The organism is Pleionea litopenaei (genome assembly GCF_031198435.1).
In the GTDB taxonomy this organism is placed as follows: Bacteria; Pseudomonadota; Gammaproteobacteria; order Enterobacterales; family Kangiellaceae; genus Pleionea; species Pleionea litopenaei.
The window spans coordinates 1,324,976-1,351,495 of the sequence record NZ_CP133548.1 but is presented as its reverse complement, the minus strand read 5'-3'; the positions used below and the strand labels follow the sequence as shown (position 1 = coordinate 1,351,495).

The following is a 26,520-nucleotide window of genomic DNA, read 5'->3' as shown; positions in this document are numbered from 1 at the left end:
ACGGCGAGGTTTATCATGACCTATTCAGCAACGTGTTTATGTGGCAGCATTGAATTAACGCTGACACTGCCTAAAGACATTTCAAGTTATACGCTTCGTGCTTGTGACTGTGACTTTTGTATTGACCGAGATCTAAATTATCTTTCTGATCCCGAAGGACATCTTTTAATTCAGTCGAAAACACCTATGAATAAGTTAAAGCAGGGAACAGAGCAGGCGACTTTTCTTGAGTGTTTGAAATGTGAGAAAGTGGTTGCGGTTATTTGTTATGAAAATAGTCTTGTTAAAGGCGCTGTTTCAGCCGAGCTTTTTCGTGAGAAGTATACACTTGCAAAGGCTCAATCGGCGTCGCCAAAATTATTGAGCGCAACAGAAAAGCGTGAGCGATGGCGTAAGCTTTGGTTGACAGTCGAGTTAAGTCAAACTGGTCACTAAAGTCACTGTTAGATTCAAATTAAATCATGAATGTAAGCGATTTTTTAGGATAATTTATATGAGAATATTATTTCTATTATGTCTGTCATGTTTTTTAACGACAGCGATGTCTGAAGAGTTCGAGACTCAAGAGCTAAAACCTTTGGGTGGTAAGATACGTAAGCCGAAGTCTTGGTTTTACCGAGAAAGCCATGGAGGTCCTCATTATATTTGGACAATTTCAAAAGAGGAGTCAGAAAATGGCGAGTATAAAACAGGAGTAAGAATTCAAGCGACGTTTGGAATCGAAGAGAATACTGAAATGACGCGTGAGCGCTTTATTCGTTCTTTCATCGAGATGAAGAAGTCGCAAGTTGAGGTCTTGAGTGAATGTAAGGCCGAAGAGCAAGGAATGTTTTTCAGGATTTGTTTAGAAACAAAAGAGCCTGCACCCAACTTAGGAGATAACCGATACTATCGTATTCAGTACTCGCTGTTTTGGGGAAAAGAGCTAGACCTTATTGTTATTCAGATAGCAGGTACTCCAGAAGAGTATTGGAGTGACTATCAGCAGATTTTCCAACAAATGCGAGGCTTTGATATTTTTGATCTGAGTCGAATCGACTGAACAATATTTTTTTGTTACGGGTTCGTAAGTTGACTTAAACAAATAACTCGCTGTTTGGCTGTCTAGCTCAGCGGTGAGAGCGACACTTGGTCACCCATCGAAACACCGAGATGCTCTGCTGCTGTTTCACTCAGAGTGACTTCACCATTGCCAATTATGGCAGCATCTAAAATACAGCGATAATTAGCCACGCTATGGTTTGCGATTAAATAGGATTGCTCTGAACTCACTTCGCCAATGTTAGTGATTTTTGCACTGAACATTTTTTTAATGGTATCAATACCTTCCGGGCGTGTTTCAATGGTTGGGCCGGCATCAAAAATATCAACGTAGCCACGATAGCGAAACCCCTCTTTTTTCAAAAGTTCAAGTGCTGGCTCGGTATCTGGGTGAACTTTACCGATGACCGCTTGTGCCTCTTTTGACAGCATTGGAACGTAAATGGGGTATTTAGGCATGAGTTCTGCGATAAACTCGTTTGACTGCTCACCACTCAACGTATCGGCATGGTCAAAATCCATATCAAAGAAATGGCGTCCCAAGCTTTCCCAAAACGGAGAGTGCCCTTGTTCGTCAGAATATCCGCGCATTTCAGCGATTACTTTATCAGCAAAGCGGGTAGGGTGCTGAGCAAGGAATAAAAAGCGACCTTTTGACAGAAGTTTACCAGTACCGCCTCCGCGATGATCGGGGGATAAAAATAAGGTACAAATTTCAGTGGTTCCGGTGTAATCATGTCCAAGAATTAAAGTAGGAATGGTTTTATGGATTCCGAATCGAGGACTGGCATGGACGGTTGTTCCCACTTTATAAGTGTAAAACGGCTGTTCAAGCCCAACCGCTGCTGCCAGTGCTGAAGTACCTACAACCTCATTAGTTTCGAGATCTTCGAGTACAAAAAGGTAATATTCGTTGCCTGGTTCATTGACGTGGGCTGCAAATGACGCCTGAGAAAGCTCAATCTTTTCGATGATTTTCGTTTTATCTTTCGGCAAAGTAGTCAAGCCGGTACCTGCTTTATTAGCCAATACTTCGATTTGATCTGCATCGTCCTGAGTGACTGGGCGAAATAGCATCATGTTAGGCAAGACTCCTGTTATACCGATTTAGGTCCCTGATCTTATTTGCATTTTAACTCTTTCTAGTGACGAAAAAGTTAATCATCAAGGCATCAATATCATGTTGAAAAAGTGAGGTTTTGATTCTCAAGTGAGTGCTTAAATTACTCTCTCTTGAGGTCGCAAATTCATCACGGCCGACCATTATAGACGCAAACCGGTCAATTCGTTAAGTTATTATTTTTATTGAATAAATATACATATTTGAGTGAATAAATATTTTTCATATAAAAGGCTGGAAATCTCATTTGAAAAGCGCCAAGATACGGCTTTAACGTTCGTTTAATCAGTCAAAAATAGGTAATTAAAATGAGTCAAGTTTCACGCGACACCTTTGATCAAGTTATGGTTCCAAACTATTCACCAATGCAGATGGTACCAGTCAAGGGTGAAGGGAGCCGCGTTTGGGATTCTGAAGGAAAAGAATACATAGATTTTGCTGGCGGCATTGCCGTGAATGCATTGGGACACTGCCATCCTGCCATGGTAAATGCATTGACTGAACAGGCGCAAAAATTGTGGCACATGAGCAATGTGTTCACCAACGAACCTGCATTATCGTTAGCGCAAAAGTTAATTGACACGACTTTCGCTGAAAAGGTCTTTTTCGCTAACTCTGGCGGTGAAGCGAATGAAGCGGCCTTTAAGTTGGCGCGTCGTTATGCTTCGGATAATTTTGGCCCAGAAAAACATGAGATTATTGCGTTTTACCAAGGCTTTCATGGCCGTACATTGTTTACTGTGAGTGTCGGTGGGCAAGAGAAATATACGCAAGGTTTTGAGCCTCTTCCTGGCGGTATCACGCATGTAGAATTTAATAATCTCGATGCTTTAAAAGCGGCAATTTCTGATAAAACCTGTGCGGTAGTCATGGAGCCCATTCAAGGCGAAGGCGGAATTATCGTGCCTGACGATAGCTTTGTAAAAGGTGTTCGTGAGTTGTGTGATCAACACAATGCATTGTTGGTATTTGATGAAGTGCAAACTGGTATGGGGCGCACTGGAGAGTTGTATGCTTACATGCATACCGGTGTAACGCCAGATATTTTAAGCTCAGCTAAGTCTTTGGGTGGTGGCTTTCCAATTGGAGCGATGTTGACCACTGAGAAAGTGGCTAAGAGTTTTGTTGTCGGTACTCATGGCAGTACCTATGGCGGAAACCCACTAGGCTGTGCCGTCGCTGCGGCCGTTTTTGATGAGATCAATAAGCCTGAAGTCTTAGAGCAAGTCGCTAAGAAGCATCAATACATCAGTGAAAAACTAATGGCGATGAATGAGCGGTTTGGCGTGTTTAAGGAAGTTCGTGGTCGCGGTTTATTGATGGGAGCCGCTTTGTCTGACGCTTACCAAGGGCGAGCTCGTGACTTTATGAACGCGACCCTAGCGGAAGGTGCATTGATATTGATGGCTGGTCCTAACGTATTGCGTATGGCGCCTTCGTTACTCATCAGTGAGCAAGAAATTGACGCCGGATTAGCCGCATTAGAGCGTGGAATCGAAAAGGTTGTCGCAGGTTAATTAACCATCGCAGGCGCCGCAGGAGTTTCTTCTTGCGGTGTCGCTAGTACTTTCTCGATGGCACTTTTGATGGTTGGCCACATGTTATTGAGGACTTGTGGTTGAGCATCGGCCGTCGGATGAACGCCATCGGCTTGCATCAGTTCCGGCTTATCGCCAATATCCTGTAAAATAAACGGGACGAAAAAAGTATTGTGACGCTCTGATAGTTCTAAATACGCTTGATAAAACACCTGTGTGTAGGCAGGACCATAATTAGGCGGAATATGTATACCGGTCAAAACGACCGTCGCCCCCGATGCTTTCGACAGTTCAATCATTCGATTCAGGTTGGCTTTAATACTATCAAGCCCAAATCCTCGTAACCCGTCATTTCCTCCTAGCTCAATCACCACAATGGCTGGCTCATGCCTGTCGAGTAAGTCGGGCAAGCGTTTTAAAGCATTTCCAGTTGTTTCACCACTTATACTTGCGTTGACGACTCGAATGTCGATCTGCTCTTGCTGCAACTTGTTTTTCATTAATTCAACCCAACCTTGTTCGAGAGGGATGTTATAAGAGGCACTCAAGCTGTCTCCGACGACTAATAAGTTCTGAGATTGAACAACGGTCGTATAACACGTAATAATCGTTAACAAAAAGCCGCTAAACCTGCGCCATGGTTTCATGTATGGTTTATCCTCAAACAAAAATGAACAAGTGATCTTATGCTAACAGTCTCGCAGTTAACAAAACAAGTTTCTACCCACACGGGTGGTTTGACAATCTTGAACAATATTAACTTCTCGGTGGTGGCAGGTGAGTCTCTCGCAATTGTCGGTGCCTCCGGTTCAGGGAAATCAACGCTACTCAGTTTGATGGCAGGATTAGATTCACCCAGCGATGGCTCAGTGGAAATTGATGGAAATAACTTAACTTCGATGGATGAAGATCAAAGAGCCGAGTTTAGAGCGCGTAATGTGGGATTCATATTTCAGTCGTTTCATTTGCTAACAACCTTGACTGCGCTCGAAAACGTAGCTTTACCATTGGAGTTAAAAGGCGAGAAAAAGGCAATTGATCAAGCAAAAGCCTTGTTGGAACAAGTCGGTCTTGGCGATCGATTAGAACATTATCCGAATCAAATGAGTGGCGGTGAGCAACAGCGAGTTGCTATTGCTCGAGCGTTCGCTGCGCAACCGAAAATTTTATTTGCAGATGAGCCTACCGGTAATCTCGATACGAAAACTGGTCAACACATCGCCGACCTATTATTCGACTTGAATGCCTCAAAAGGCACAACATTAATTATGGTGACCCACGATCTCAAACTTGCTGCACGATGTGGTCGCCAAATTGAATTAGAGGCAGGACAAATTAAACCGTCTGCTGATGCGTCGGTGGAGGCTGCTAATGCTTAGTGCTTCATTAGCTTGGAAGCTGTTTTGGCGAGACTGGAAAAGCGGTGAATTAAGAGTATTAATATTTGCGTTGTGGGTTGCCATTGGTGGCCTCACTGCGGTTACCTTGTTGGTTGATCGCATTGATCGAGGCATGACCAAAGAAGCTGCGCAAGTATTAGGGGCTGACCGAATCGTCTCAGGTCCTAGACCGATCAAGCCCGAAATTAAAGCTTATGCGCTATCGCAAGGGCTTACGGTTTCTGATTTATTGTGGTTTTCAAGTGTTGCAGTCGCTGGCTCCGAGTTTGAATTAGCAACGGTTAGAGCGGTCGATGACGCCTTTCCTTTAGCGGGCGATTTAGCGATCGCAGACAAACCATTTACCGAAGGCACTGCGACTCAAGGTGCCCCGAAATCCGGTGAGGTCTGGTTGTCATCTCGATTGCTTGCATTACTAAAAATTGAAGTGGGGGGATCGCTACAAATTGGTGTTAGCCAATTTAAGGTGGCAGGCGTTATCACTCAAGAACCTGGCGGCAGTAGTTTCTTTAATTTTTCACCGACGATTCTGATGAACTTGGCTGATGTGCCAGCGACCAAGATAGTGCAGCCAGGCAGTCGCTTGAACTATCGACTCGCGATCAGCGGTGATGAAAACAGTTTACAAAACTTTGATCAGTGGGTGAAAGATCAGTTAGATAATTCTGAGCGATTAATTGGCGCGGCATCAGGCGCACCTCAAATTGGCTCTGCATTGGGGAAAGCAAAGAATTATTTAAATTTGTCGGGCATATTAGGGTTGATTCTCGGTGGAATCGCCATTGCCATTGCCGCCAATCGTTACGCCACTCGCCATTTCGATCATAGCGCATTGTTACGCTGTATGGGCCTCCGTAAAAACCAAGTGGTCATTACCTTTTGTTTGGTGCTGTTACTCGCCGGTCTTTTGGGCAGTTTGCTGGGTGGAATTACCGGGTATTTTATTAACGAATTATTGATTCAATCATTATCTGACTTGCTCCCGGAGCAGGTTCCTCCGCCTCGCGTTGCGAGTTTCTTGATCAACTTAGCTACCGGCTTAACCGTTTTACTAGGGTTTGCTTTACCCGCCTTAATCCGTATTCGCTCGGTACAGCCAATGCGTATTTTACGCCGCGACCTTACGCCCATGTCGATGAGCGGTTGGATGACCGTGGTTATTGCGATTGTGACACTGGCGGTTATTTTGTATTGGTATGCCAATAACTGGACATTGGTCTTGAGCGTCATACTTGGAGGATGCTTATTGGTCGCTGTATGTTTGGGCTGCTCGCTTGTATTGCTTTCTCTCGCTAAACGCTTGGCGCAAAAACGTTCGATTTCGATGCGCTTTGGCATTGAGCATTTACGCCGTCACAAAGGAGCCTCGTTGATTCAAATAACAGCGTTTGGGTTAACCTTGACGTTAATTGCGACGATTTTTCTGATGCGCAATGAGCTCATTGCCGATTGGCAAGCACAACTTCCAGAAGAAGCGCCGAATCACTTTATGGTCAATATTCGACCAGAAGAAGTGGCGGCGTTAAATGAGCAATTTGAACAGTTGTCGATTAAAGCGTCACATGTTTTTCCGATGGTTCGAGGACGCGTCGTTGCATTAAACGAACAAGATCCGAAAGATTATTTGGGTGAAAATTCGCGTGGGCATAATTCGTTACGCAGGGAGCTTAATTTAACGTGGGCAAGTGAGTTTCCTGAAGCCAATACCTTGTTATCAGGCGAGTGGCAGATGGCTCCGGCAGAAAACCCCGTGATATCAATAGAGCAAGAAATGGCAGAAAGGTTGAACTTAACGCTTGGCGACAGTATGACATTTAATATCGCGGGTGATGAAATAACCGCAACCATTGAGTCGATTCGCAAGGTTGAGTGGGACTCTTTTCAACCTAATTTTTATGTGATCTTTAATGATCAAGCATTGCAAAAATTTCCATCAACCTACATTACGAGTTTCTATCTGTCGCCAGATAGGAAATTGGTTTTAAATGATTTGGTGCAAGCGTTTCCTACCGTTTCTATCATCGAACTCGACCTGATTTTATCGGAAGTCCGAAAGGTGTTAGATAAAGCCTCGCTAGCGGTTGAAGTGGTTTTAATATTCGTGGTTCTTGCTGGTCTTGCCGTGTTATTTGCAACCACTCGCGCCACGTTAGATGAGAAGTTGTATGAGTCAGCCTTGTTAAAAACGCTTGGTGCGAATCGAGCCTTTGTTCGAAAAACAACCTTAGTTGAGTATTGGTTGTTAGGGCTACTGGCCGGCATTTTAGCGGCGATAGCCAGTGAAGGTTTGGCGTTTGTTTTATACGAATACGTGTTCAAAATGACTCCGCAATGGCACTGGTGGCTATGGCTAGGAGCGCCTTTGGCAGGAATGCTGTTGGTGGTTCCGGCTGGCGGGTTAGGCAATCGAAAAGTTTTTTCATTGCCACCAATAACCTTATTAAATGAACACTAACTGTATGATTTTAAATGTTAATTAATTGTGACTCAGACAGCAATTTAAGAGCACAAAATTAAAAAAAACAAAAAATCATTTGATTTAAGAATTTGTTTGTACCAAAAATAAAAGGCACTGAGGCTTGATCCTGAGGTAAAACAATTTACACTGCGACATCAATTGATGTCGAAATGCTCAGCATCAGGCACCTTTTATCACAGTTCGACTAGAGTGATTAGTCGACATAAAGGTTCTCTCTAAAATCGACTCCGTTAACGTCGGTGGCACTGAAGTGGCTAGAGTTTGAACTCATTATAAAAGTTTTGGAGTAATTTGATCTCACATGGGAAAATCACTGGTAATCGTTGAGTCACCCGCAAAAGCAAAAACGATCAATAAATATTTAGGACAAGACTTCATCGTTAAGTCGAGTGTCGGGCACGTGCGAGATCTACCAACGGGAGGTGGCTCGAAAACGCCTGTTGACGCCAAAGAGCGAGCTCGTCAGGCCGCTATTACTCGTAAAATGGCGCCAGAAGAAAAAGCTCGCCACAAAGCGGAAAAAGCGAAGCAGCAGCTTTTCAAACGAATGGGCATCAACCCTGAAGCTGATTGGGAAGCACATTATGAGACTTTACCTGGCAAAGAAAAGGTCATTAAGGAACTGAAAGCTCAGGCCGCGAAAGCAGACCACATCTATCTCGCGACGGATTTGGATAGAGAAGGGGAAGCCATTGCCTGGCATTTAAAAGAAATTATTGGTGGCGAAGACGACAAGTTCCAACGCGTGGTTTTCAATGAAATTACCAAGAAAGCCATTCAAGCGGCATTCTCTAAGCCTTCACACGTCGATATGAATTATGTGAACGCTCAACAAGCCCGTCGTTTTCTTGATCGCGTTGTGGGCTTTATGGTTTCTCCTTTGCTCTGGAAAAAAGTCTCTCGTGGACTCTCCGCCGGACGTGTTCAATCGGTTGCCGTTAAACTTATCGTTGAGCGAGAGCGAGAAATTCGCGCTTTTATTCCTGAAGAATATTGGGAACTGTTTGCCGATGTGAAAGGATCGGGTCACGAATTGCGAATGCAGGTGAGCAGCAAGCAAGGTAAGAAATACCGGCCGACGGCTGAAGATCAGGTTAATAGCGATATGGCGGCCATCAAAGGCAGTCATATGGAAATTATTTCCAGAGAAGACAAACCATCACGCAGTAAACCTGGTGCGCCTTACATTACATCAACTTTGCAACAAGCGGCCAGTACTCGATTAAAGTACTCGGTGAAAAAGACCATGATGATGGCACAGCGCCTGTATGAGGCGGGGTACATCACCTATATGCGTACCGACTCGACCTTTTTAAGTGATGATGCTTTAGCAGCATGTCGTTCACATATTCAAAGCACTTATGGCGACAAGTACCTGACGCCTGATGTTGTGAAGTACGCGAACAAAGAAGGGGCGCAAGAGGCTCATGAAGCCATTCGTCCTTCGAATGTTGAGGTAATGGCGAAAGACTTAATGGGAATGGAGCCCGATGCCGTTAAACTCTACGAAATGATTTGGCGTCAGTTTGTGGCTTGTCAGATGCCTAACGCAGAATACGATGTAACTACGTTAACCGCGCAAGCTGGTGATTACGAGTTAAAAGCCAAAGGGCGAGTCATGCGATTCGATGGTTGGACGAAAGTGCAGCCCCCGATGAAGAAAAATGACGACGACGTTACCTTACCAGACCTCAAAAAAGGCTCTGCATTAGACTTAAAAGAGTTACTACCGAAACAGCATTTCACGAAACCAACGCCCCGTTACAGCGAGGCCGCTTTGGTAAAAGAATTAGAAAAGCGTGGCATAGGTCGACCTTCAACCTATGCATCGATTATCTCAACCATACAAGATCGAGGCTACGTGAGTCTGAGAAGCCGACGCTTCTACGCTGAGAAGATGGGCGAGATAGTAACTGACCGATTAAATGAAAACTTTAATGATCTGCTCGATTATTCTTTCACCGCAAACATGGAACATGAGCTAGATGATGTGGCAAGCGGCGAGAAAAATTGGAAGCAGTTATTAAACGAGTTTTACAAAGATTTTAGTCATAAACTAGAGCAAGCCGAGAAACCGGTCGAAGAAGGTGGCATGAAAAATAATCAGGCCGTCGAAACGGATCTGGTTTGTCCGAAGTGCAATAAAAATAAACTCGCGATTCGCATGGCAACCACGGGCGTGTTTCTTGGTTGTACAGGCTTCTCGTTACCGAAAGAAGAGCAGTGCAAAAATACCGTCAATTTAATTCCTGGCGAAGAAACCGAAGCGGTTGATAAAGACGATGAAGCGGAATCAAGAAATTTACGATTGAAGCGTCGTTGCTCTAAGTGCCAAACGGCAATGGATTCCTTCTTAATCGATGAAAACCGTCGTTTGCATGTGTGTGGAAACTCGCCCAACTGCGATGGATATGAAATCGAAGAAGGTACATTCAAGATTAAAGGCTACGATGGCCCGGTTATTGAGTGTGATAAGTGTGGCTCTGATATGGAGCTTAAAACCGGACGTTTTGGTAAATACTTTGGATGTACTAATGAAGAGTGTAAAAACACTCGTAAATTACTGCGCAACGGTGAGCCAGCGCCTCCGAAAGCCGATCCTATTCCAATGCCGCACTTGCAGTGTCAAAAAGTCGAAGACACTTATGTGCTACGTGATGGAGCATCAGGGATCTTCTTAGCGGCCAGTCAGTTCCCGAAAAATAGAGAAACTCGGCCACCTTTGGTTGAAGAATTACTCTCGGTGAAGGATCAACTGGATCCTAAGTTTGACTACTTGACCAAAGCGCCGGTGAAAGATAGCGAAGGAAATAAAACCGTCATTCGTTATAGCCGTAAAAATAAAGAGCAATACGTAATGAGTGAAAAGGAAGGCAAAGCGACTGGCTGGACTGCTCACTATGAAAACGGCAAATGGGTTGTTTCAGAAAAGAAAACCAAGGCGAAAGCGAAATCCAAATAGCTATTCTCTAGCGCTGCGACAGTCTGTCGGTTGCCGCCGCGATTAAAAAGTGATTTAATCGCGGCGTAGACAATACACCGAATTCAACCTATTTGAACCTCAGGGCCTGGCATGCGCGCACTATATCCGTTAATTCGTCCTATTCTTTTCTCGATGGATCCCGAAAAAGCCCACGACTTATCTTTATCAATGATGGGCAAGCTGCAAGATTCGCCTTTTCGATTCATTTTAAATAACCAACTTGTTTCTGACCCCTTTGAACTCTGGGGTTTACAGTTTCCAAACCGGGTCGGTTTGGCCGCTGGTTTGGATAAGAATGGGCGTTATTTAGATGCATTAGGCGCCTTAGGATTTGGCTTTGTCGAAGTGGGTACGGTTACGCCGAAACCACAAGCGGGAAACGATAAGCCACGTATGTTTCGTCTGCCAGAAGCGGAAGCCATCATCAACCGTATGGGATTTAACAATGATGGTGTTGACCAGTTGGTCGAAAATATCAAAGGATCGGAATACAAAGGCATTGTCGGAATCAACATCGGCAAAAATAAAACAACACCTGAAGAGCAAGCCGTCGATGATTATATGATCGGTATGGAGAAAGTATTTCCTTATGCCGATTACATTACCGTTAACATTTCGTCGCCCAACACACCTGGATTAAGAGAGATGCAGTTTGGTTCATTGTTAGATGAGTTACTGAAAGGCATTAAAGATAAGCAAAAACAGTTGGTTGAACAGCACAAAAAGCAGGTTCCTGTGTTGGTAAAAATTGCTCCCGATTTGAGTGATGAAGAAATTGAGAAAGTTGCCGATAGCTTTGTGCGGTTTAACATCGATGGTGTAATTGCAACCAACACAACACTCGATAGAAGCACTGTAAAAGGTTTTCATCACGCTGATGAGGCCGGTGGTCTGAGTGGTCGCGTGCTCGCTGATAGCAGTACCCAAGTGCTTGCAAAATTGAATCAAGCATTACAAGGAAACATCCCGACCATTGGTGTTGGCGGTATTCATGATGCGAAATCAGCGGTAGCGAAAATTCAAGCGGGCGCCAGTTTGGTGCAAATATACAGCTGTTTTATTTATCAAGGGCCTGCGCTAATTCAAGAAGTTGCTCAAGCCATCAAACAACTACGTTCATGAAAATCGCGCATGAAAATTGAGCTGGGTGGCCTCGATCACCCGCAGGTGATTAACCTGTTGCAACAACATTTGGCTGATATGCACAAGACTTCACCGAAAGAGAGTGTGCATGCTCTTGATCTGTCGGGGTTAAAGGCACCAGAGATTGAATTCTATAGTGTTTGGAGTGGCAATCAAATCGCTGGCTGCGGTGCCATTAAGTATCATGATAAGGTCTTGGCTGAGATCAAATCGATGCGCACTTCAGAAGCTTTTCGCGGTCTTGGAGTAGCGTCAACGTTGCTGGCTTTTTTGCTTGAACAAGCAATGTCGAAAGGCTTACAGCAAGTGAAACTTGAAACGGGAACTCAGTCCTACTTTCATGCGGCACATCAGTTGTATCAAAAATTTGGGTTTATCGATTGCCCACCCTTTGCTGATTACCGTCTTGATCCAAACAGTCGATACCTGTCTCTTTCACTGCCCAACTAGCGATCTTTAATTGCTTCTAGCCTGAAATTATTGCCTATCTAGTCTAAGATTGTTTCGATCATGTCGTGGTACGCAGATACGTCTGTTGGTATTTCTCAGATTGTTTTGATAGAAATGTCATAATTGGCGACTTTATTGATGAGCATCAACAACCATGCCTATCGATGCCACTAGCATAGGGAATCAATTGACGGAGGAAGCCATGTTACGAGATCGAGTTACCAAACGTTCAGTTCAGTGGTCAGACTTACTTCGCTCGGGCGAACGAATTTTTATCGGCTCTAACGCTTCTACACCGAGTGCTATGATCGACCATTTGATCGCGAATGCTGGACCCTTGAGAGATATAGAAGTTTGCCATTTATTGTGTTTACCTGAGAACCGCTGGGCTTATCAAGAAAATAGCAAGCTTTTTAAGGTTAACTCTTTTTTCTTAAGCGGCGCGACTCGTGACGCAGTGGCAGAGGGGAGGGCGGACTATACGCCATGCTTTTTGTCTGAAATTCCTAGGTTATTTAATGAAGGCGTGTTACCTCTAGATGCGGCTCTTATTATGGTGAGCCCTCCAGACGAATATGGTTACTGCTCTTTAGGAGTGAGTGTCGATATCAACATTGCTGCCGTTCGTAGCGCGCGTTTGGTGATCGCTCAAATAAACCCAAAGATGCCTCGTTCAAACGGTCACAGCTTTATTCATCTTGAGCAAATCGACGCTATTTTTGAAGCTGAGCAAGAGTTGCCCACTATTCCAAGTGTTGAGCTTGATCAAGTGACTGAACAAATCGGACAGTATGTTTCATTGTTAGTTAAAGATGGTTCTACTTTACAATTGGGCATTGGAAAAATTCCTGACGCCGTATTGCGATACTTGGGAAATCATCGTGATCTCGGGGTGCACAGTGAAATGATTTCTGATGGCGTTATTGAGCTGATGAAAAAGAACGTCATTAACAACCGAAAGAAAACGTTTCATCGTGGAAAGACGATTACTACCTTTGTTATTGGTAGTCGTAAACTGTATGACTTTGTTGACGGAAACCCGCATATTGAATTCTATCCGTCAGAACATGTTAATTCTCCCGTCAATATTGCCAGAAACGACAACATGGTAAGTATTAACAGTGCCATCGAAGTGGACGTGACGGGGCAAGTTGTTGCCGACTCCATCGGATACCGCTTCTATTCAGGTATTGGAGGACAGGTTGATTTTATTCGCGGAGCCGCGTTAAGCAAAAACGGTATACCAATCATTGCGTTACCTTCGACGACACGAGATGGGCAGATCTCGAAAATCGTAGCCAAATTAACCGAAGGAAGTGGCGTGGTGACTTCGCGAGGTGATGTTCACTATGTCGTTACTGAATATGGCATTGCTTATTTAAGAGGCAAAAGCATTCGAGAGCGTGCATTAGAACTTATCCGTATTGCTCATCCCAAATTTCGTCAGCAATTGTTAGAGTCTGTGCGCAAGCATTATTGGGTACCCGAGTATCAAGAACAAACCCCCACGAATGTCCCGGAGCTAGGCGCTCTTGATATTAAGCCAATGACATTTGATGGAGAGGAGATGTATTTACGGCCGTTGTATCCAGCGGATGAACGTAAGCTACAAGAATTTTTTTATTCTCATAATAAAGAAACATTATTAATGCGCTATAACCATACCGTCACCGAGTTATCGCGAGAAAAGTCATGTAATTTAGTGAGTGTTGATCAGCAAAAAGATTTAGCTTTGTGTTTGATAAAGCGAATCGACGACGGTGAGCAAATTGAAGGTGTCGGTCGATATTATTTTAACCGACAAGACAACAGCTGTGAGGTAGCTTTCGTTGTAAAAGAAAGTCAACGCGGAAAAGGAATGGCCAAAGCGTTGCTCAATGAAATGATCAATATTGCAAAATCGCGTCGACTGAGCAAAATGCAAGCCTATGTGCGTCCAGATAATCGTCCTATGTTAAAAGTCTTTGAGCATTATGGGTTTCAACAGCGTTTAGATGGAGATGTCGATGAAATCTATTTAGTTCTCGAATTATAGGGAGTGACTTGTGATTATTATAAATTCCGATAAGTGCCGGCTCCATGAAATGGGAGAACATCATCCAGAGCGTCCCGCTCGTCTTGATGCAATCTCCGATCAGTTGATCGCAAGTGGTTTAGAATACAGCTTAACATTTTTAGAAGCCGAACCCATCGATAAACAACTTTTGTCTCTCGCTCATAAAAGTAACTATATCGACAGTCTTTTTAGCCTGTCTCCAAAACAAGGTTACGCGCAAGTCGATCCTGACACTTCCATGAATAAACACTCTTTAGAAGCGGCATTGATAGCAGCCGGTGCTGGCATACAGGGCATTGATTTATTGATGACGGATAAAGAGCGAAAAGTTTTCTGTGCTGTTCGTCCGCCAGGTCATCATGCAGAAGCTGATCGAGCGATGGGTTTCTGCTTTTTTAATAATATTGCGTTGGCGGCAAAGTATGCTTTAGAGAAGTATTCGTTAAATCGAGTGGCCATTTTAGATTTTGATGTACATCATGGAAACGGTACTGAGAATATTGTGAGCGGTGATCATCGAGTATTGTTTTGCTCTATTTTTCAACACCCGTTTTATCCCTATACTTCACTCGACAATACATCGAGCAATGTCATCAATGTGCCACTCTCAGCAGGTGCAAAAGGTATGGAATTTCGAGAAAAGATTTGGGAGCATTGGTTTCCAAGTCTTGAAGCTTTTCAGCCGGAGTTAGTCTTAGTTTCTGCTGGGTTCGATGGCCACCTTGAAGATGAAATGGCGCAGTGGTGTTTGGTTGAAGATGACTACTTTTGGGTCAGTCAAAAAATTCGCGATTTAGCAGAGAAGCATTGTTCGGGTCGAGTTCTCTCTATGCTAGAGGGCGGATATGCACTTAGCGCTCTAGGTCGTTCCGTTGTTGCACATTTGAAAGGATTGTTACCCGGATAGATTTGCTGTTGCTTTCATACTAGGGCTCCAACTCAAAACCTCGGGCGCGATAACTAGGCGTTATTGATGAGCATCAGTCGAATAAACCATGGATAGATGCTATTTATCGAGTGCTGCTTTATAACACAAAAAAATTAAAACTTTTATCGAAGATTAGCGGCAGAAGCCAGAAGGGTACTGGGAAATTCGTGGTGAAAATAGAGAAGGTCGTCTTAGAAATTGGTAGCGGGGGCTGGATTTGAACCAACGACCTTCGGGTTATGAGCCCGACGAGCTACCAGACTGCTCCACCCCGCATCAATGTAATTAATCGTCGTACTTCGGTGACGAGGCGCGTATAATACGCATATGAATTTTTTATTGCAACCTTTCTTTTAAAATGCCGCAAATTATTGTTACCTGCCCGCCAGGATTTGAATACTTATTAGTCGATGAGCTGAAAAGCTTAGGCGCAGACTCTGCCAATGAAGGCTTAACTCAGGTTATCGTTGAAGCTGACTGGCCTGAAATTTATCGAATTTGCCTGTGGTCTCGTCTAGCCAATCGAGTGCTTTTTCCGATCACTGAGTTCGATTGCGCTAATGAAGATCAGCTTTACGAGCAATGCGTCAATGTTCCTTGGGATATCCACTTTTCAGTCGATCAAACCTTTGCGGTTGATTTTGTCAGTCGCCGGTCATTTATTAAGCACCAACAATTTGGCGCATTAAAAATTAAAGATGCGATTGTCGATTATTTTCGAGAAGCCTATTCCGATCGTCCATCGGTTGAAACCGATACTCCAGATGTGCGCATTCATTGTCGAGTCAACAAGAACCGAGCCAGTTTATGCATTGACTTGTCGGGCAAGGGTTTGCATCAGCGTGGCTACAGAGAAAAAGCTGGCGAAGCGCCGTTGAAAGAAAACTTAGCGGCAGCTTTGCTATATCGCGCCGACTGGCCAAATAAATTGCAACAATCCGCTTGGTTTTTCGATCCTATGTGCGGATCAGGAACACTGGTCATTGAAGCAGCGATGATGGCTTTAGATAAAGCGCCAGGACTGCAACGAACCTATTGGGGGTTCACTGGTTGGAAGCGGCATCAAGCCGACTTATGGGAAAGTGAACATTCCTTAGCGCAACAACGCTACCAACAAGCCAAAGACTCGACCCAAGTCGAGCTGTATGGAAATGACTTAGATCAACAGGTTTTAGAGATCGCGCGAAACAACGCGAGCATCGCTGGCGTTTCAGAATATATTGCTTGGAGCTGTGGTTCTTTTGAACGAAGTGAACGCCCTGAGAGCGACTTTAGCGGCGTTATTGTAACGAACCCTCCTTATGGCGAACGATTGGAACAACGAGCACGAGTCAGTCGTATTTATCAAGCGTTAGGGCAATGGTTAAAAGCTAAGTTTGTTGGTGACAGTGCGTTAGTTTTGTCTACCGACAAAGAACATGGTCACGCGCTGGGTATTCGCGCGACTAAAATTTATCGACTGATGAATGGACCGATTCAATGTGAGCTTCTAAAGCTCGAATTGCAGCCAGAAAATTTTGTTGAACCAAGAGGGAAGGTAACGGCAGAAAACTACCAAGAAACCTTGTCGACCCACGCGCAAGCATTGAACAATCGTATCAAGAAAAACCTAGCTTCATTAAAGAGCTTTCTAAAACAACAGCAAGTGAGTTGTTATCGTTTATACGATGCCGAAATACCCGAATACGCAGCCGCCATAGACATCTACGATAATTCCGTGCATATCCAAGAGTATGCGCCACCAAAAACGGTTGATGCATCGAAAGCGCGACGTCGTTTACGAGACATTGAAACCGTGGTTTCTGGGTTATTAGACGTTCCTGCCGAGCGAATTTTTGTGAAAACCAGAACTCGTCAGAAGGGAGAACAACAATATACTCGTCAATCAACTCAGCAAGCGGTGCATATTGTTTCTGAAAATCAGGCAAAGTTTGAAGTGAATTTGTCAGACTATTTAGACACCGGATTATTTTTAGATCATCGCAAAGCCCGTCAGATGCTAGCTGCCTGGTCTCGTCCAGGTACTCAGTTGTTAAATTTATTTTGCTATACCGGTACTGCCAGTGTTCAAGCAGCCCTAGCTGGTGCGACAACCACCAATGTTGACTTGTCGAATACTTACCTGAAATGGGCTGAGCGAAACTTTGAGTTGAATAAACTGGATACTCGAAAGCATGTATTTGAGCGTGATGATTGTATGGCATGGTTGGATAAAGCGATAACGGCGGGAATGACGTTTGATTTGATTTTTATTGATCCTCCCACCTTTTCTAATTCAAAGCGGTTAGACGGACACTTCGATATTCAAGAGCAACATAGTGTACTTCTTGAAAAAGCTTGTCGTCTTCTCTCACCGAGTGGAAAGCTTTTATTCTCCAATAACTTTAAGAAATTTAAGATGATGTTCAAGCCAGATGAAAGCTTCTCTATGCGAGAAACAACGCGAGAAACAACCAGCAGAGACTTTGTACGTAAGCCTTTACATCGTAGCTGGCTAATCGAGCCGAAAAACTAAGGGTTGAGAGCACATAACAAAAAAGGCCGCTTACGCGGCCTTTTTGATCTTTGCTCAGTCACTTTTGAGTTAATGTTAAATTTAGCTCGTAAGGTAACTGAGTCAGAAGGTAGTTCAGTTGCAAGACAGCTTAGGCAGCTGTGTTTTCAGTCGCAGGTGCTTCTGAAACGACTTCCACTTTTTCTACTTTCTTAGCCGCTTTTTTGGTTGCTTTCTTCTTAGCAGGCTTTTTCGCTGACTTTTTGGTCGCCTTTTTAGCGGCAGCTTTAACTAACTCTTGGTCTAGCTTTGCAATGCCTTTTACTTTCGCAGTAACGGCTTTAACTTGCTCTTTAGCTGCTTTAACGGCTGCTTTCGCATCAGCTAGGGCTGCTTTGCTAGCTTTTGCAGTTGCAGTCAACTCAGCTACTTTCGCTTTGTTGGTTGCTACTGCTTTAGTCGCTGCAGCTGATTTTTTCGCTTTAGCTTTAGCTTGTGCCGCTTTCAACTTGGTTTTAGCTGCTGCTAATTTAGTTGCGTCAGTTTTAGCTGATTTCGCTGCTTTAGCAAGCGCTTTATCCGCAACCGCTGACTCTTGAGTTGCTGCTTTGTTTAAGTCTGCTAGAGCTTTGTCAAAAGCAACTTGGGCAACTTGTAATGCCGATACTGTTGCTTTTTTTGCAGCTGGCTTACGTGAAACTTTTTTAGCAGTCGCTTTTTTGGTAGTAACCTTTTTAGCTTTAGTTGCTGCTGTTTTGGTAACTTTCTTAGTTGTTGCTTTAGTAGCTTTCTTGGCTTTTGCCATTTGAGTATACCTCTGTGATTAAAAAATGCGCGGCGATTATACGGATACCCGCAGAAAAAGTGAATGCTTTTTCGTCAAAATAGCGAAAAGTCTGAATAAAAATCGCCTTAATTTGCTTGGTACTTCAAAGTATGGGTAAATGTTGGCTTATTTCTAAAAAATAACATCGATAAATTTGAGAGTCTGTCTCTATGAAAGTGAAACTATTTTCAACCGATGGCTGCCATTTATGTGAGCAGGCGATAGGAATGTTTTATTACGCCAAGCAACAGAGCTTGTTTGACGATAGTGTCGAACTTGAAATGATAGATATTGTCAGCGATGAGCAGTTAACTGAAAAATACGGGCATTCAATTCCTGTACTGCAATACGATCAAAGAGAGTTAAATTGGCCATTCGAGCTTGAAGAGCTAGTCGAGTGGATCAAGGCTCAATCAAAAAATTAGATGCTCAAGAATAAAAAGATCGATGATTACAATAAATCGATGCAGTTGATAAAGAGGTATCGATAGGTAGACGAGGTTGAACGTCTTTAGGTCGAAATTCTTGAAGGACGGATGTGTAGAAAGACAGTTGTTTGGAAGGACAGTTCTGTGGAAGGATATTTGTTGAAGGGTAATTGTTGACGGGTAATTGTCTGAAGGATTTTTTTGAGAGGCCTGTTTGAAGGAAGCGCTGCGAGCTCAAGTCATGAACATGCGTTTGGTTAAGTTGGTTTAAATGGTTGAGCTATAACGGACTTAAAAACGGATTTAAAAGAGTTCAATTTCGTTGTGATTGGATGTCTTTTTATCTTGGTATTCGCTTAAGGCGGTCGCGACTGATCGACCCGCTAGAATCAAACGGTAAATCTCACGCTCACTTTCCATGGAATATTCATTTCCGATGGCTTGTAATTTTTGTTTCAACCTTAATTCCATTGACTCATGGCTATCGGCTAATAAGTCAGTCGTTTCTTGAAGGTGATGGGTTACATGTTGCAACTGTTGCACCAATCGGTCGTAAAACTGAAAAGCGGTAATGCTTTGTTGAATTTGAGATTGCAACTGTTGAATTAACTGGTCTTTGGTTGCTGAGTCGGTCGGTTCATGAGTCAGCGTTTGGATCAGTTCGGCAAGTTGGGTAAAGCTATGAGTAAGGCGCTCTACGGGTTCTTCAGACTCCTTTAAACCAAGCTGCAATTGTGCCGTGCTAAGCTTCAATAGATCCAATAGCGGATTTCCTGATTGTTCCACGAGTTCAATTCCCTGTCGAAATGCAGTCTTTCTCAAGTATAGATCATCAATAGTGGTTTGCCGTGCAAACTCAATTTTACAAATATTTCAAATGCAGAAGTTCTGTCTAATTAATTGCATAAATAGCTGAATCGGCCGCTATTTGCAGGTGCCGTATGGCTTGACAGATACCTAAAATGAACGTATGTTTCAAACACTTGTTTAGATTTTTTCTGGACAGCGCAAGGCTAAAACTAAGTTGTTGGCCTCAAGTTTTTGTTTTTAATAGAAATTTTATTGGAACTCCCTGTTTAATGACCAGCAAGCAATCGACCAAAAATCGAATTTTAGACGCGGCTGAGGCTCTGTTTGCCGACCGAGGCTTTGCAGAGACCAGTTTACGTACGATCACTCACCGAGCCGATGTGAATCTCGCTTCGGTGAACTATCATTTCGGTTCAAAAAAGTCGTTAATCCAGGCGGTTTTTGACCGATTTTTGCAAGGGTTCGTAAAAGGTTTAGATGCGGAAATGCAGCCGTTGGAGCGCTCTGCAGCGGCTCCCAGTGTTGAGCAAGTATTGCATACGCTCGTGAAGCCGCTGATGACCGTAGACGATCGTCGACAACACGGCTCATCAAACTTCATGAAGTTACTGGGAAGAGCCTATGCAGAGAGTCAAGGTCATATGCGTCGATTTATGCAGGAACACTATGCAGCCTATTTGGTGCGTTTTACGTCGTTATTGCATAGAGCAGCACCGGATTTGACTAACAATGAAATGTTTTGGCGTCTACACTTTATGCTGGGAACCGTAATCTTTACATTGGCCGGAAGTGACGCGTTGCGTGACATTGCGGCATCGGACTTTCGTGAGTCAGTCAGTTTAGAACAAACACTTGAGCGCTTATTACCGTTTTTAGCGGCAGGATTTCGCGCTGAACCCATCCATTCACTTAAAAATGTTAGCTAATTGGAGTTAAGTCATGATTACCTTAGGACAAATACTGGCGTTAGTTGTTGTTCTCTGGGTCAGTGCCTATAAACGTTTACGAACAGGCACCGGTCTAGCACTCGCCGCCGGAGTATTAGTAGTTTGTGGTTTAATTTGGAGCGTGGCCATTTTGCCTTGGATTTTCTTAGGTGTGTTTGCCGCGTTGTACTTCTTACATGACTTGCGTAAAGACAAAGTAACTTTGCCGATTTTCAAAATGTTCAAGTCTGTACTGCCACCGATGAATCAAACTGAGAAAGACGCCTTAGAAGCGGGTGACGTTTGGTGGGACGGAGAGTTATTCAAAGGCAATCCAGATTGGAAAAAAATGTTGAGCTATCCAAAGCCTGAATTGTCAAAAGAAGAGCGTGAGTTTGTGGATGTGCAAACTGAGAAGTTGTGCTCATTAGTGGATGACTGGAAAGTCACTCACGAAGACAAAGACCTGCCTAAAGCGGCTTGGGATTACATGAAAAAAGAAGGCTTTTTAGGAATGATTATTCCTAAGGAGTACGGTGGCAAAGGTTTCTCTGCGATAGCCCACTCAACAGTAGTGCAAAAGTTAGCAACTCGCTGCGGTGCGCTGGGTGTTTCGGTAATGGTTCCGAACTCACTAGGCCCTGCTGAGTTATTGTTGCATTATGGAACGGACGAGCAAAAGAATCATTATTTACCACGTTTAGCCAAAGGCGAAGAGGTTCCTTGTTTTGCATTAACAGGACCTGAAGCAGGTTCAGATGCCGGTGCGATTCCAGACAGTGGTGTGATTTGCAAAGGTCAATACAAAGGCGAAGAAGTGGTCGGCATTCGTTTGAATTGGAACAAGCGCTACATTACGCTTGCGCCGATCGCAACGGTGCTTGGATTGGCTTTCAAACTTTACGATCCCGAAGGCTTACTTGGTGAGCAAGAAGACTTAGGCATAACGTGTGCGTTGATCCCAACCGATCACGAAGGTGTTGTTGCTGGCAATCGTCATTACCCAATGGGCCAAGCTTTTATGAATGGTGTCACCAGCGGTAAAGATGTCTTCATTCCACTCGATTGGATTATTGGCGGGAAAGATTACGCTGGTAAAGGTTGGCGGATGCTGGTTGAGTGTTTGTCGGCTGGTCGTGGTATTTCGCTACCGGCGTCAGCGACAGCAACCGGTAAATTAAGCTATCGAATGACCGGTGCTTACGCTATGTTGCGTAAACAATTTAAAACGTCAATTGCTCACTTTGAGGGCGTTGAAGAAGCCATGGCAAGAATTGCGGGTAATACCTATCAATTAGAAGCCATGCGAAATATGACTGCTGGCGCGGTCGATTTGGGCGTTAAACCGTCAGTAGCATCGGCCATCGCTAAATATCATATGACTGAGTTGGCTCGTTCAGTGGTGACTGACGCGATGGATGTTCATGGTGGCCGTGGGGTCATTATGGGTGAACGCAATTACTTGGCCGGCGGTTACATGTCGATGCCAATTTCGATTACCGTTGAAGGCGCAAATATTTTAACGCGTAACTTAATGATCTTTGGTCAAGGTGCAGTCCGTTGTCATCCTTTTGTTTTCCGTGAAATGCAAGCGGCGGCAAACAGCGACGAGCGCGCTGGTTTAGAAGAGTTCGACAGTTTATTTTTCCGACATGTAGGTTACGGTGTGAGTAACTTCATTCGAACCTTAACGTTAGGTTTGACGGGTAGCCGAATCGCGCCTAAACCGGTGTCTGATAAAACAGGACGCTACTATCAGCAGTTAACGCGAATGAGTTCTGCGTTGGCCATGGTCTCAGATTTGTCGATGATGATTTTTGGCGGCGATCTCAAGCGATTAGAGCGTCTATCTGCGCGTTTAGGTGACGTGTTATCGCAACTGTATTTAGCGTCAACGGTTCTGAAATACTATGAAGATAATGGTCGACCTCAAGAAGATCTTCCTTACGTCGAGTGGTGTATTCAGAAAAGTTTGTTCGAAATTCAGAAAGCTTTCATGGGCTTCTTTGAGAACATCCCAGTGAAAGGTCTTGGTACGGCTCTGAAATGGATTGTTTTCCCTTACGGCAAACAGTTTAAAATGCCGAGTGACAAACTCGATCGTCAAATCGTTAAGCCAATGCTGAGTGACAATGGTCTTCGTGATCGAATTACCGTTGATGCTTACCTTGGATCGGCGGAAGATGCAGCGGGTCGAGTCGAAGACGCCTTTATTAAGATGTTGGCGGTTGCACCGATTGAGAAAACACTTCGTAAAGCAATGAAAGAAGGTCAGTTAACTTCTGGACGAAATGTTGAAGAAACGGTAGCGACTGCTGTCGCAGCTGGCTTGTTAACGCAAGAAGAAGCTGACCAATACATGGTGTTTGAAGCGGCTCGCTCAGATGCGATTCAAGTCGATGATTATTCGAAAGAATACATTCGCACTGGTAAGCAAACGAAAAAGAGCTCATCGAAAGCCGCTGCTTAGTAACCGATACTTTCTAGAGCATTAAGATAAAGCCGCGCTTAGCGCGGCTTTTTTTATGATATGTGCTCGTATTGATGAGAGTAGTGTTATTCGATTAACTTTCTATTTCAATGGGTTTTCCGAGCAAATACCCTTGAATTAAATCGACACCACCATGTTCAATATGTTTAAGCGAATCGAGCGATTCAATGGATTTGACTGTGGTTTTTATCTGACTGGTTCGCGCGACTTCTATCATTGAGTGCAGCAACTTTTTATCGACCGGATCCCAAGCGATGTTGGCCGTGAATAAACCGTCGATTTTGATTCCCATGATTGGCAATTCGCGAAGTCGTGAAAATAGGCTAAAGTTTCTTCCAAAGTCATCTATTTGAAATTGACAGCCTAAATCAACCAATCGTTCCATCACTGGCGCTAACGCCTCACGATAATGCAAAATATGATGCTCTTTTAATTCGATTCGAATAAGCCGTGCAACGTCTGAGTATTCCGTAAGCAACGACTCTATTTGTTTTACATTCGTGTCATCGATTAAGCTATGCGCCGAGAAATTTATATTCACAGGCTTGGCGAGCTGTGCTTTGGTTAAGTTTGATAGCGCTTGCTTTAACACCCAAAGATCGATGTCGGCTATTAAATCAAAACGCTCTGCGTCGCTCAAAAAAGCATTTGCAGATAAAAGCTCTCCATCATGATCTTCTAATCGAATTAAAACTTCGTATTCTGTCGGAGAAATTTCGTCGATACCTTGCCAAACGTGATTGTCAGTTTGTTGCTCAAGATGTTTATAAATATCGGATGATGAATAGATAGGTTGATAAAGTAAGGTAAACTTGTGCTCACTGAGTGCTTGCTTTAAGCGATTCTTCCAACCCTTAGCGGTATTTTCAGCTGCAATGAACTCATGGTCTTGGCAGACGACAATTTGGTTTTTTCCGGCTTGTTTGGCTTTGGCGCACGCACGATCGGCTTGCGCCATCAGTTGCTTGATATCCTGACATTGTTGGGTAATCGCACTAACGCCGATGCTTCCTGAAACCGGAAACTCTTGGTCTTGATAAGAAAAATGAGTCTGTGCCAGTACATCCCGAAATGAATTGGCTAGTGATTCTAAAGCACTCGGTTTAATGTCGTGAAGAAGTACTGCAAACTCATCTCCACCCAGTCTTGCAGCAAGATCTCGATGACGCAGGCGTGAGCGAATTTTCTCGCTGATGGTTACCAACAGTTGATCACCTGCGGAGTGTCCTGCTTGATCATTGATTTGTTTGAAGTTGTCGAGGTCAATGTAGAGCAGAGCACTTTGCGTTTGCGTTACTTGCACGGTTTGAATTTCTTGTTGCAACAATCGCTCAAAGTAGGTGCGATTAAGTAACTGAGTCAGATGGTCATGATTTAACTGCCAGTTGATCTCGTCTTCAATCAGCTTTCTTTCAGAAATATTTTTAAAGACCACCACACTCCCATTACCGGAGGACTGATTATGGCTGAGTGGCTGTATAGTACACTCGACATGAACCGGCGTCTGATCGGCCGTCCAGAAAACGGTTTCCCAATCTCGTAAGGAATCTTGAAGGAGATAAGCTTGATATAAATAATTGGTTTCATCATTGATTGAACGGCCATATTCATCTGAATGATGGAAGAGTTCATGGGCCTTCTTTCCGAGTAGCTCACGAGGAGCGGAGTAACGTAAAATTTCTAATCCGGTGGGATTGATGAATGTTAAAACGCCATTTTGATCGACTCCATAGATACCTTCGCCTATCGACGTAAGAATATTAACGAGATCACGGTTTTGTTGATCGAGTTTAACATTCGACTGCAGTTGTTTAATCATGGCCGTGACTCTCGCTTGGAATAACGTCATAGACTCATTCTTAAACATGCATTCTCGAGCACCGGCATTTATACATTCAGATATAATTTCTTCTTTGTAGGTACCCGTTAAGATGGCTCTTATCATTCCTGGGAAACGTCCGGAGTCGGCAATCCTCTGGCATAACATGGCGCCATTATCACCGGGCATAAAGTAATCGATAATCGCCATATCAAAATGCTGCTGCTGTAATTTTTCCCAGGCGTCATCAGCGTCTTCAGCAAGCGTAACGTCGAGTCCCATTTGCTTGAGCTTTCGACCATAAATGGTTCTAACGCTTTTTGAGTCGTCTACTAAGAGGGCTTTGAACTGGTGATTTGATCGAGCCTCTAGCGCTTGTTCAGATAGCTCAACCATCTGCTTTATTCGCGAAAGACTCTTTTGAAAATCGCTCCACAATTGAATCATTAAGCGTGGTCGGTCTGACAAAGCATTGAGGTTAGTTTCGTCGATCGTTCGGGCAAATATGACCACTGGTACCTGTTTAAATTTTTCTCTGTTAAGCTCAGTAATAAGTCGACACTGCGCTGAACGATCACGCGTCGGCCATCCAACGATCAGGAGATCCGGAGGGGAGTCTGTATGACCATTTTTGGGAACGAGCTTGTCGAATAGAGAGGCATATTTATCGATACTTTCGACATGATAGCCAGCTTGCTGTAGCAATCGATTTAACCCAAACCTCAGGGTGGGCGATGGTTCAACCAGCAATATTTGGGTCAAATTAAAAGGATCCTAGTGGTTAGTGGTATTTGTCATTATAATAAAGCGAACTGAAAATTATAAATAATGTGCGGAACTAGCACTTGTTCACTGAATCATATCTGTTGCTAAGTGTAGCATAGTGTAGAGCTGTATAAATCATTAAGGAGTCGAAAATGAAAGTATTCAAGACCGCTGCAGCAACGGCTGTTATGGCGACATTATTAGCCAGTTGTCAAACATACGATGCTTACACAGGTGAGCAAAAAGTCAGCAATGCAACGAAAATTGGCGCGATTTCTGCCGTTGTTTGTGGCGCGATTGGCTCAAGAAAGAGCAGTAAGCGCGCGCGAAATGCCGCATTAGGCTGCGGCCTTATTGGAATGGGTGTCGGCGCCTATATGGATGAGCAAGAAAAGCAATTACGTGAACAATTGGTTGGTACCGGTGTTCAAGTGGTTCGCGAAGGCGACAACATTCGCTTAGTCATGCCGAACAACATTACTTTTGGTTTAAACCGTTCTGAAGTTCAATCGGGCTTTTATGCCACCTTGAATTCGGTCGCGAAAGTATTGGTTGAATTTGACGAGTCAGTACTGGCGGTGAATGGCCATACCGATTCAAGCGGTGCTGACAGTTACAACATGGAGTTGTCTATCAAGCGAGCGCAAAGTGTTGCAAATTATCTTATTCAACAACAAATCAGCAGCGATCGTTTGAGAGTTCGTGGCTACGGCGAGTCGATGCCAATTGCAACGAATGATTCCGAAGCTGGTCGAGCGAAGAATCGTCGAGTTGAATTGTTAATTGAACCAAAAGCTGCAAACTAATACCTTGTCAGAAACTT

At 43.9% G+C, this 26,520-nt stretch carries 20 protein-coding genes and 1 tRNA gene; 15 read left to right on the top strand and 6 right to left on the bottom strand.

Annotated elements, in window-relative coordinates; all coding sequences use genetic code 11:
- The first annotated feature begins 15 nt into the window (after positions 1–15).
- Complete coding sequence (locus Q9312_RS06000; protein ID WP_309203678.1) at positions 16–435, top strand: GFA family protein; 420 nt, start codon at positions 16–18, stop codon at positions 433–435.
- Positions 436–493: 58 nt separating this feature from the next.
- On the top strand, positions 494–1,042 hold the full coding sequence (locus tag Q9312_RS05995) for a hypothetical protein (protein ID WP_309203677.1): 549 nt from the start codon (positions 494–496) through the stop codon (positions 1,040–1,042).
- Positions 1,043–1,104: 62 nt separating this feature from the next.
- Here Q9312_RS05995 and astA read toward each other — a convergent pair whose 3' ends face one another.
- Complete coding sequence (astA, locus tag Q9312_RS05990) at positions 1,105–2,121, bottom strand: arginine N-succinyltransferase (RefSeq protein WP_309203676.1); 1,017 nt, start codon at positions 2,119–2,121, stop codon at positions 1,105–1,107.
- Positions 2,122–2,469: 348 nt separating this feature from the next.
- Between astA and Q9312_RS05985 the strand changes: the two genes are divergently transcribed.
- Positions 2,470–3,678, top strand: coding sequence for an aspartate aminotransferase family protein (locus tag Q9312_RS05985; RefSeq protein ID WP_309203675.1), 1,209 nt, complete (start codon positions 2,470–2,472; stop codon positions 3,676–3,678).
- Here Q9312_RS05985 and Q9312_RS05980 read toward each other — a convergent pair.
- Positions 3,675–4,346, bottom strand: a complete 672-nt coding sequence (locus Q9312_RS05980; protein WP_309203674.1) for an arylesterase — start codon at positions 4,344–4,346, stop codon at positions 3,675–3,677. The two genes, Q9312_RS05985 and Q9312_RS05980, sit on opposite strands and share 4 nt — an antisense overlap.
- 39 nt (positions 4,347–4,385) lie before the next feature.
- Between Q9312_RS05980 and Q9312_RS05975 the strand changes: the two genes are divergently transcribed.
- The 7 genes from Q9312_RS05975 to Q9312_RS05945 all read left to right on the top strand — a co-directional run bounded on the left by Q9312_RS05975 (position 4,386) and on the right by Q9312_RS05945 (position 15,117).
- Entirely contained in the window at positions 4,386–5,078 is a 693-nt protein-coding gene (locus tag Q9312_RS05975; protein WP_309203673.1) for an ABC transporter ATP-binding protein, read from the top strand.
- Complete coding sequence (locus tag Q9312_RS05970) at positions 5,071–7,554, top strand: ABC transporter permease (RefSeq protein WP_309203672.1); 2,484 nt, start codon at positions 5,071–5,073, stop codon at positions 7,552–7,554. Before Q9312_RS05975 ends, Q9312_RS05970 begins: the two co-directional genes overlap by 8 nt.
- Positions 7,555–7,879: 325 nt before the next feature.
- Entirely contained in the window at positions 7,880–10,540 is a 2,661-nt protein-coding gene (gene topA, locus Q9312_RS05965; protein WP_309203671.1) for a type I DNA topoisomerase, read from the top strand.
- A gap of 111 nt (positions 10,541–10,651) precedes the next feature.
- Positions 10,652–11,683: a quinone-dependent dihydroorotate dehydrogenase gene (locus Q9312_RS05960; RefSeq protein ID WP_309203670.1), complete on the top strand. Its 1,032-nt coding sequence runs from the start codon at positions 10,652–10,654 to the stop codon at positions 11,681–11,683.
- 9 nt (positions 11,684–11,692) lie between these two features.
- On the top strand, positions 11,693–12,154 hold the full coding sequence (locus tag Q9312_RS05955; protein WP_309203669.1) for a GNAT family N-acetyltransferase: 462 nt from the start codon (positions 11,693–11,695) through the stop codon (positions 12,152–12,154).
- Positions 12,155–12,356: 202 nt separating this feature from the next.
- Positions 12,357–14,189 (top strand): GNAT family N-acetyltransferase, encoded by a 1,833-nt coding sequence (locus Q9312_RS05950; protein ID WP_309203668.1) that lies wholly within the window; start codon positions 12,357–12,359, stop codon positions 14,187–14,189.
- A 10-nt stretch (positions 14,190–14,199) separates the two neighbouring features.
- Positions 14,200–15,117, top strand: a complete 918-nt coding sequence (locus Q9312_RS05945; RefSeq protein ID WP_309203667.1) for a histone deacetylase family protein — start codon at positions 14,200–14,202, stop codon at positions 15,115–15,117.
- Positions 15,118–15,337: 220 nt separating this feature from the next.
- On the opposite strand, the gene Q9312_RS05940 is transcribed toward Q9312_RS05945, so the two are convergent.
- A tRNA-Met gene (locus Q9312_RS05940) sits at positions 15,338–15,414 on the bottom strand.
- A gap of 82 nt (positions 15,415–15,496) precedes the next feature.
- Here Q9312_RS05940 and rlmKL point away from each other — a divergent pair.
- On the top strand, positions 15,497–17,653 hold the full coding sequence (gene rlmKL / locus Q9312_RS05935; RefSeq protein WP_309203666.1) for a bifunctional 23S rRNA (guanine(2069)-N(7))-methyltransferase RlmK/23S rRNA (guanine(2445)-N(2))-methyltransferase RlmL: 2,157 nt from the start codon (positions 15,497–15,499) through the stop codon (positions 17,651–17,653).
- A 130-nt stretch (positions 17,654–17,783) separates the two neighbouring features.
- On the opposite strand, the gene Q9312_RS05930 is transcribed toward rlmKL, so the two are convergent.
- The gene (locus Q9312_RS05930) at positions 17,784–18,437 is read right to left on the bottom strand and encodes a hypothetical protein (protein ID WP_309203665.1); all 654 of its coding nucleotides are present in this window, start codon (positions 18,435–18,437) and stop codon (positions 17,784–17,786) included.
- A gap of 191 nt (positions 18,438–18,628) precedes the next feature.
- Between Q9312_RS05930 and Q9312_RS05925 the strand changes: the two genes are divergently transcribed.
- Positions 18,629–18,883 carry a glutaredoxin family protein gene (locus Q9312_RS05925; protein WP_309203664.1) on the top strand — a complete coding sequence of 85 codons (255 nt, stop codon included), beginning with the start codon at positions 18,629–18,631 and terminating at the stop codon, positions 18,881–18,883.
- A gap of 306 nt (positions 18,884–19,189) precedes the next feature.
- Here Q9312_RS05925 and Q9312_RS05920 read toward each other — a convergent pair whose 3' ends face one another.
- Positions 19,190–19,672, bottom strand: a complete 483-nt coding sequence (locus tag Q9312_RS05920) for a hypothetical protein (protein ID WP_309203663.1) — start codon at positions 19,670–19,672, stop codon at positions 19,190–19,192.
- A gap of 293 nt (positions 19,673–19,965) precedes the next feature.
- On the opposite strand from Q9312_RS05920, the gene Q9312_RS05915 reads away from it, so the two are divergent.
- The gene (locus tag Q9312_RS05915) at positions 19,966–20,622 is read left to right on the top strand and encodes a TetR/AcrR family transcriptional regulator (protein ID WP_309203662.1); all 657 of its coding nucleotides are present in this window, start codon (positions 19,966–19,968) and stop codon (positions 20,620–20,622) included.
- A gap of 13 nt (positions 20,623–20,635) precedes the next feature.
- A complete protein-coding gene (locus Q9312_RS05910; RefSeq protein ID WP_309203661.1) occupies positions 20,636–23,092 on the top strand; it encodes an acyl-CoA dehydrogenase in 2,457 nt (818 codons plus the stop codon).
- 94 nt (positions 23,093–23,186) lie between these two features.
- Here Q9312_RS05910 and Q9312_RS05905 read toward each other — a convergent pair whose 3' ends face one another.
- Positions 23,187–25,694 carry a diguanylate cyclase domain-containing protein gene (locus Q9312_RS05905; protein ID WP_309203660.1) on the bottom strand — a complete coding sequence of 836 codons (2,508 nt, stop codon included), beginning with the start codon at positions 25,692–25,694 and terminating at the stop codon, positions 23,187–23,189.
- A gap of 155 nt (positions 25,695–25,849) precedes the next feature.
- On the opposite strand from Q9312_RS05905, the gene Q9312_RS05900 reads away from it, so the two are divergent.
- On the top strand, positions 25,850–26,503 hold the full coding sequence (locus Q9312_RS05900; protein WP_309203659.1) for a YiaD family glycine zipper/OmpA-like lipoprotein: 654 nt from the start codon (positions 25,850–25,852) through the stop codon (positions 26,501–26,503).
- Positions 26,504–26,520: the final 17 nt, after the last annotated feature.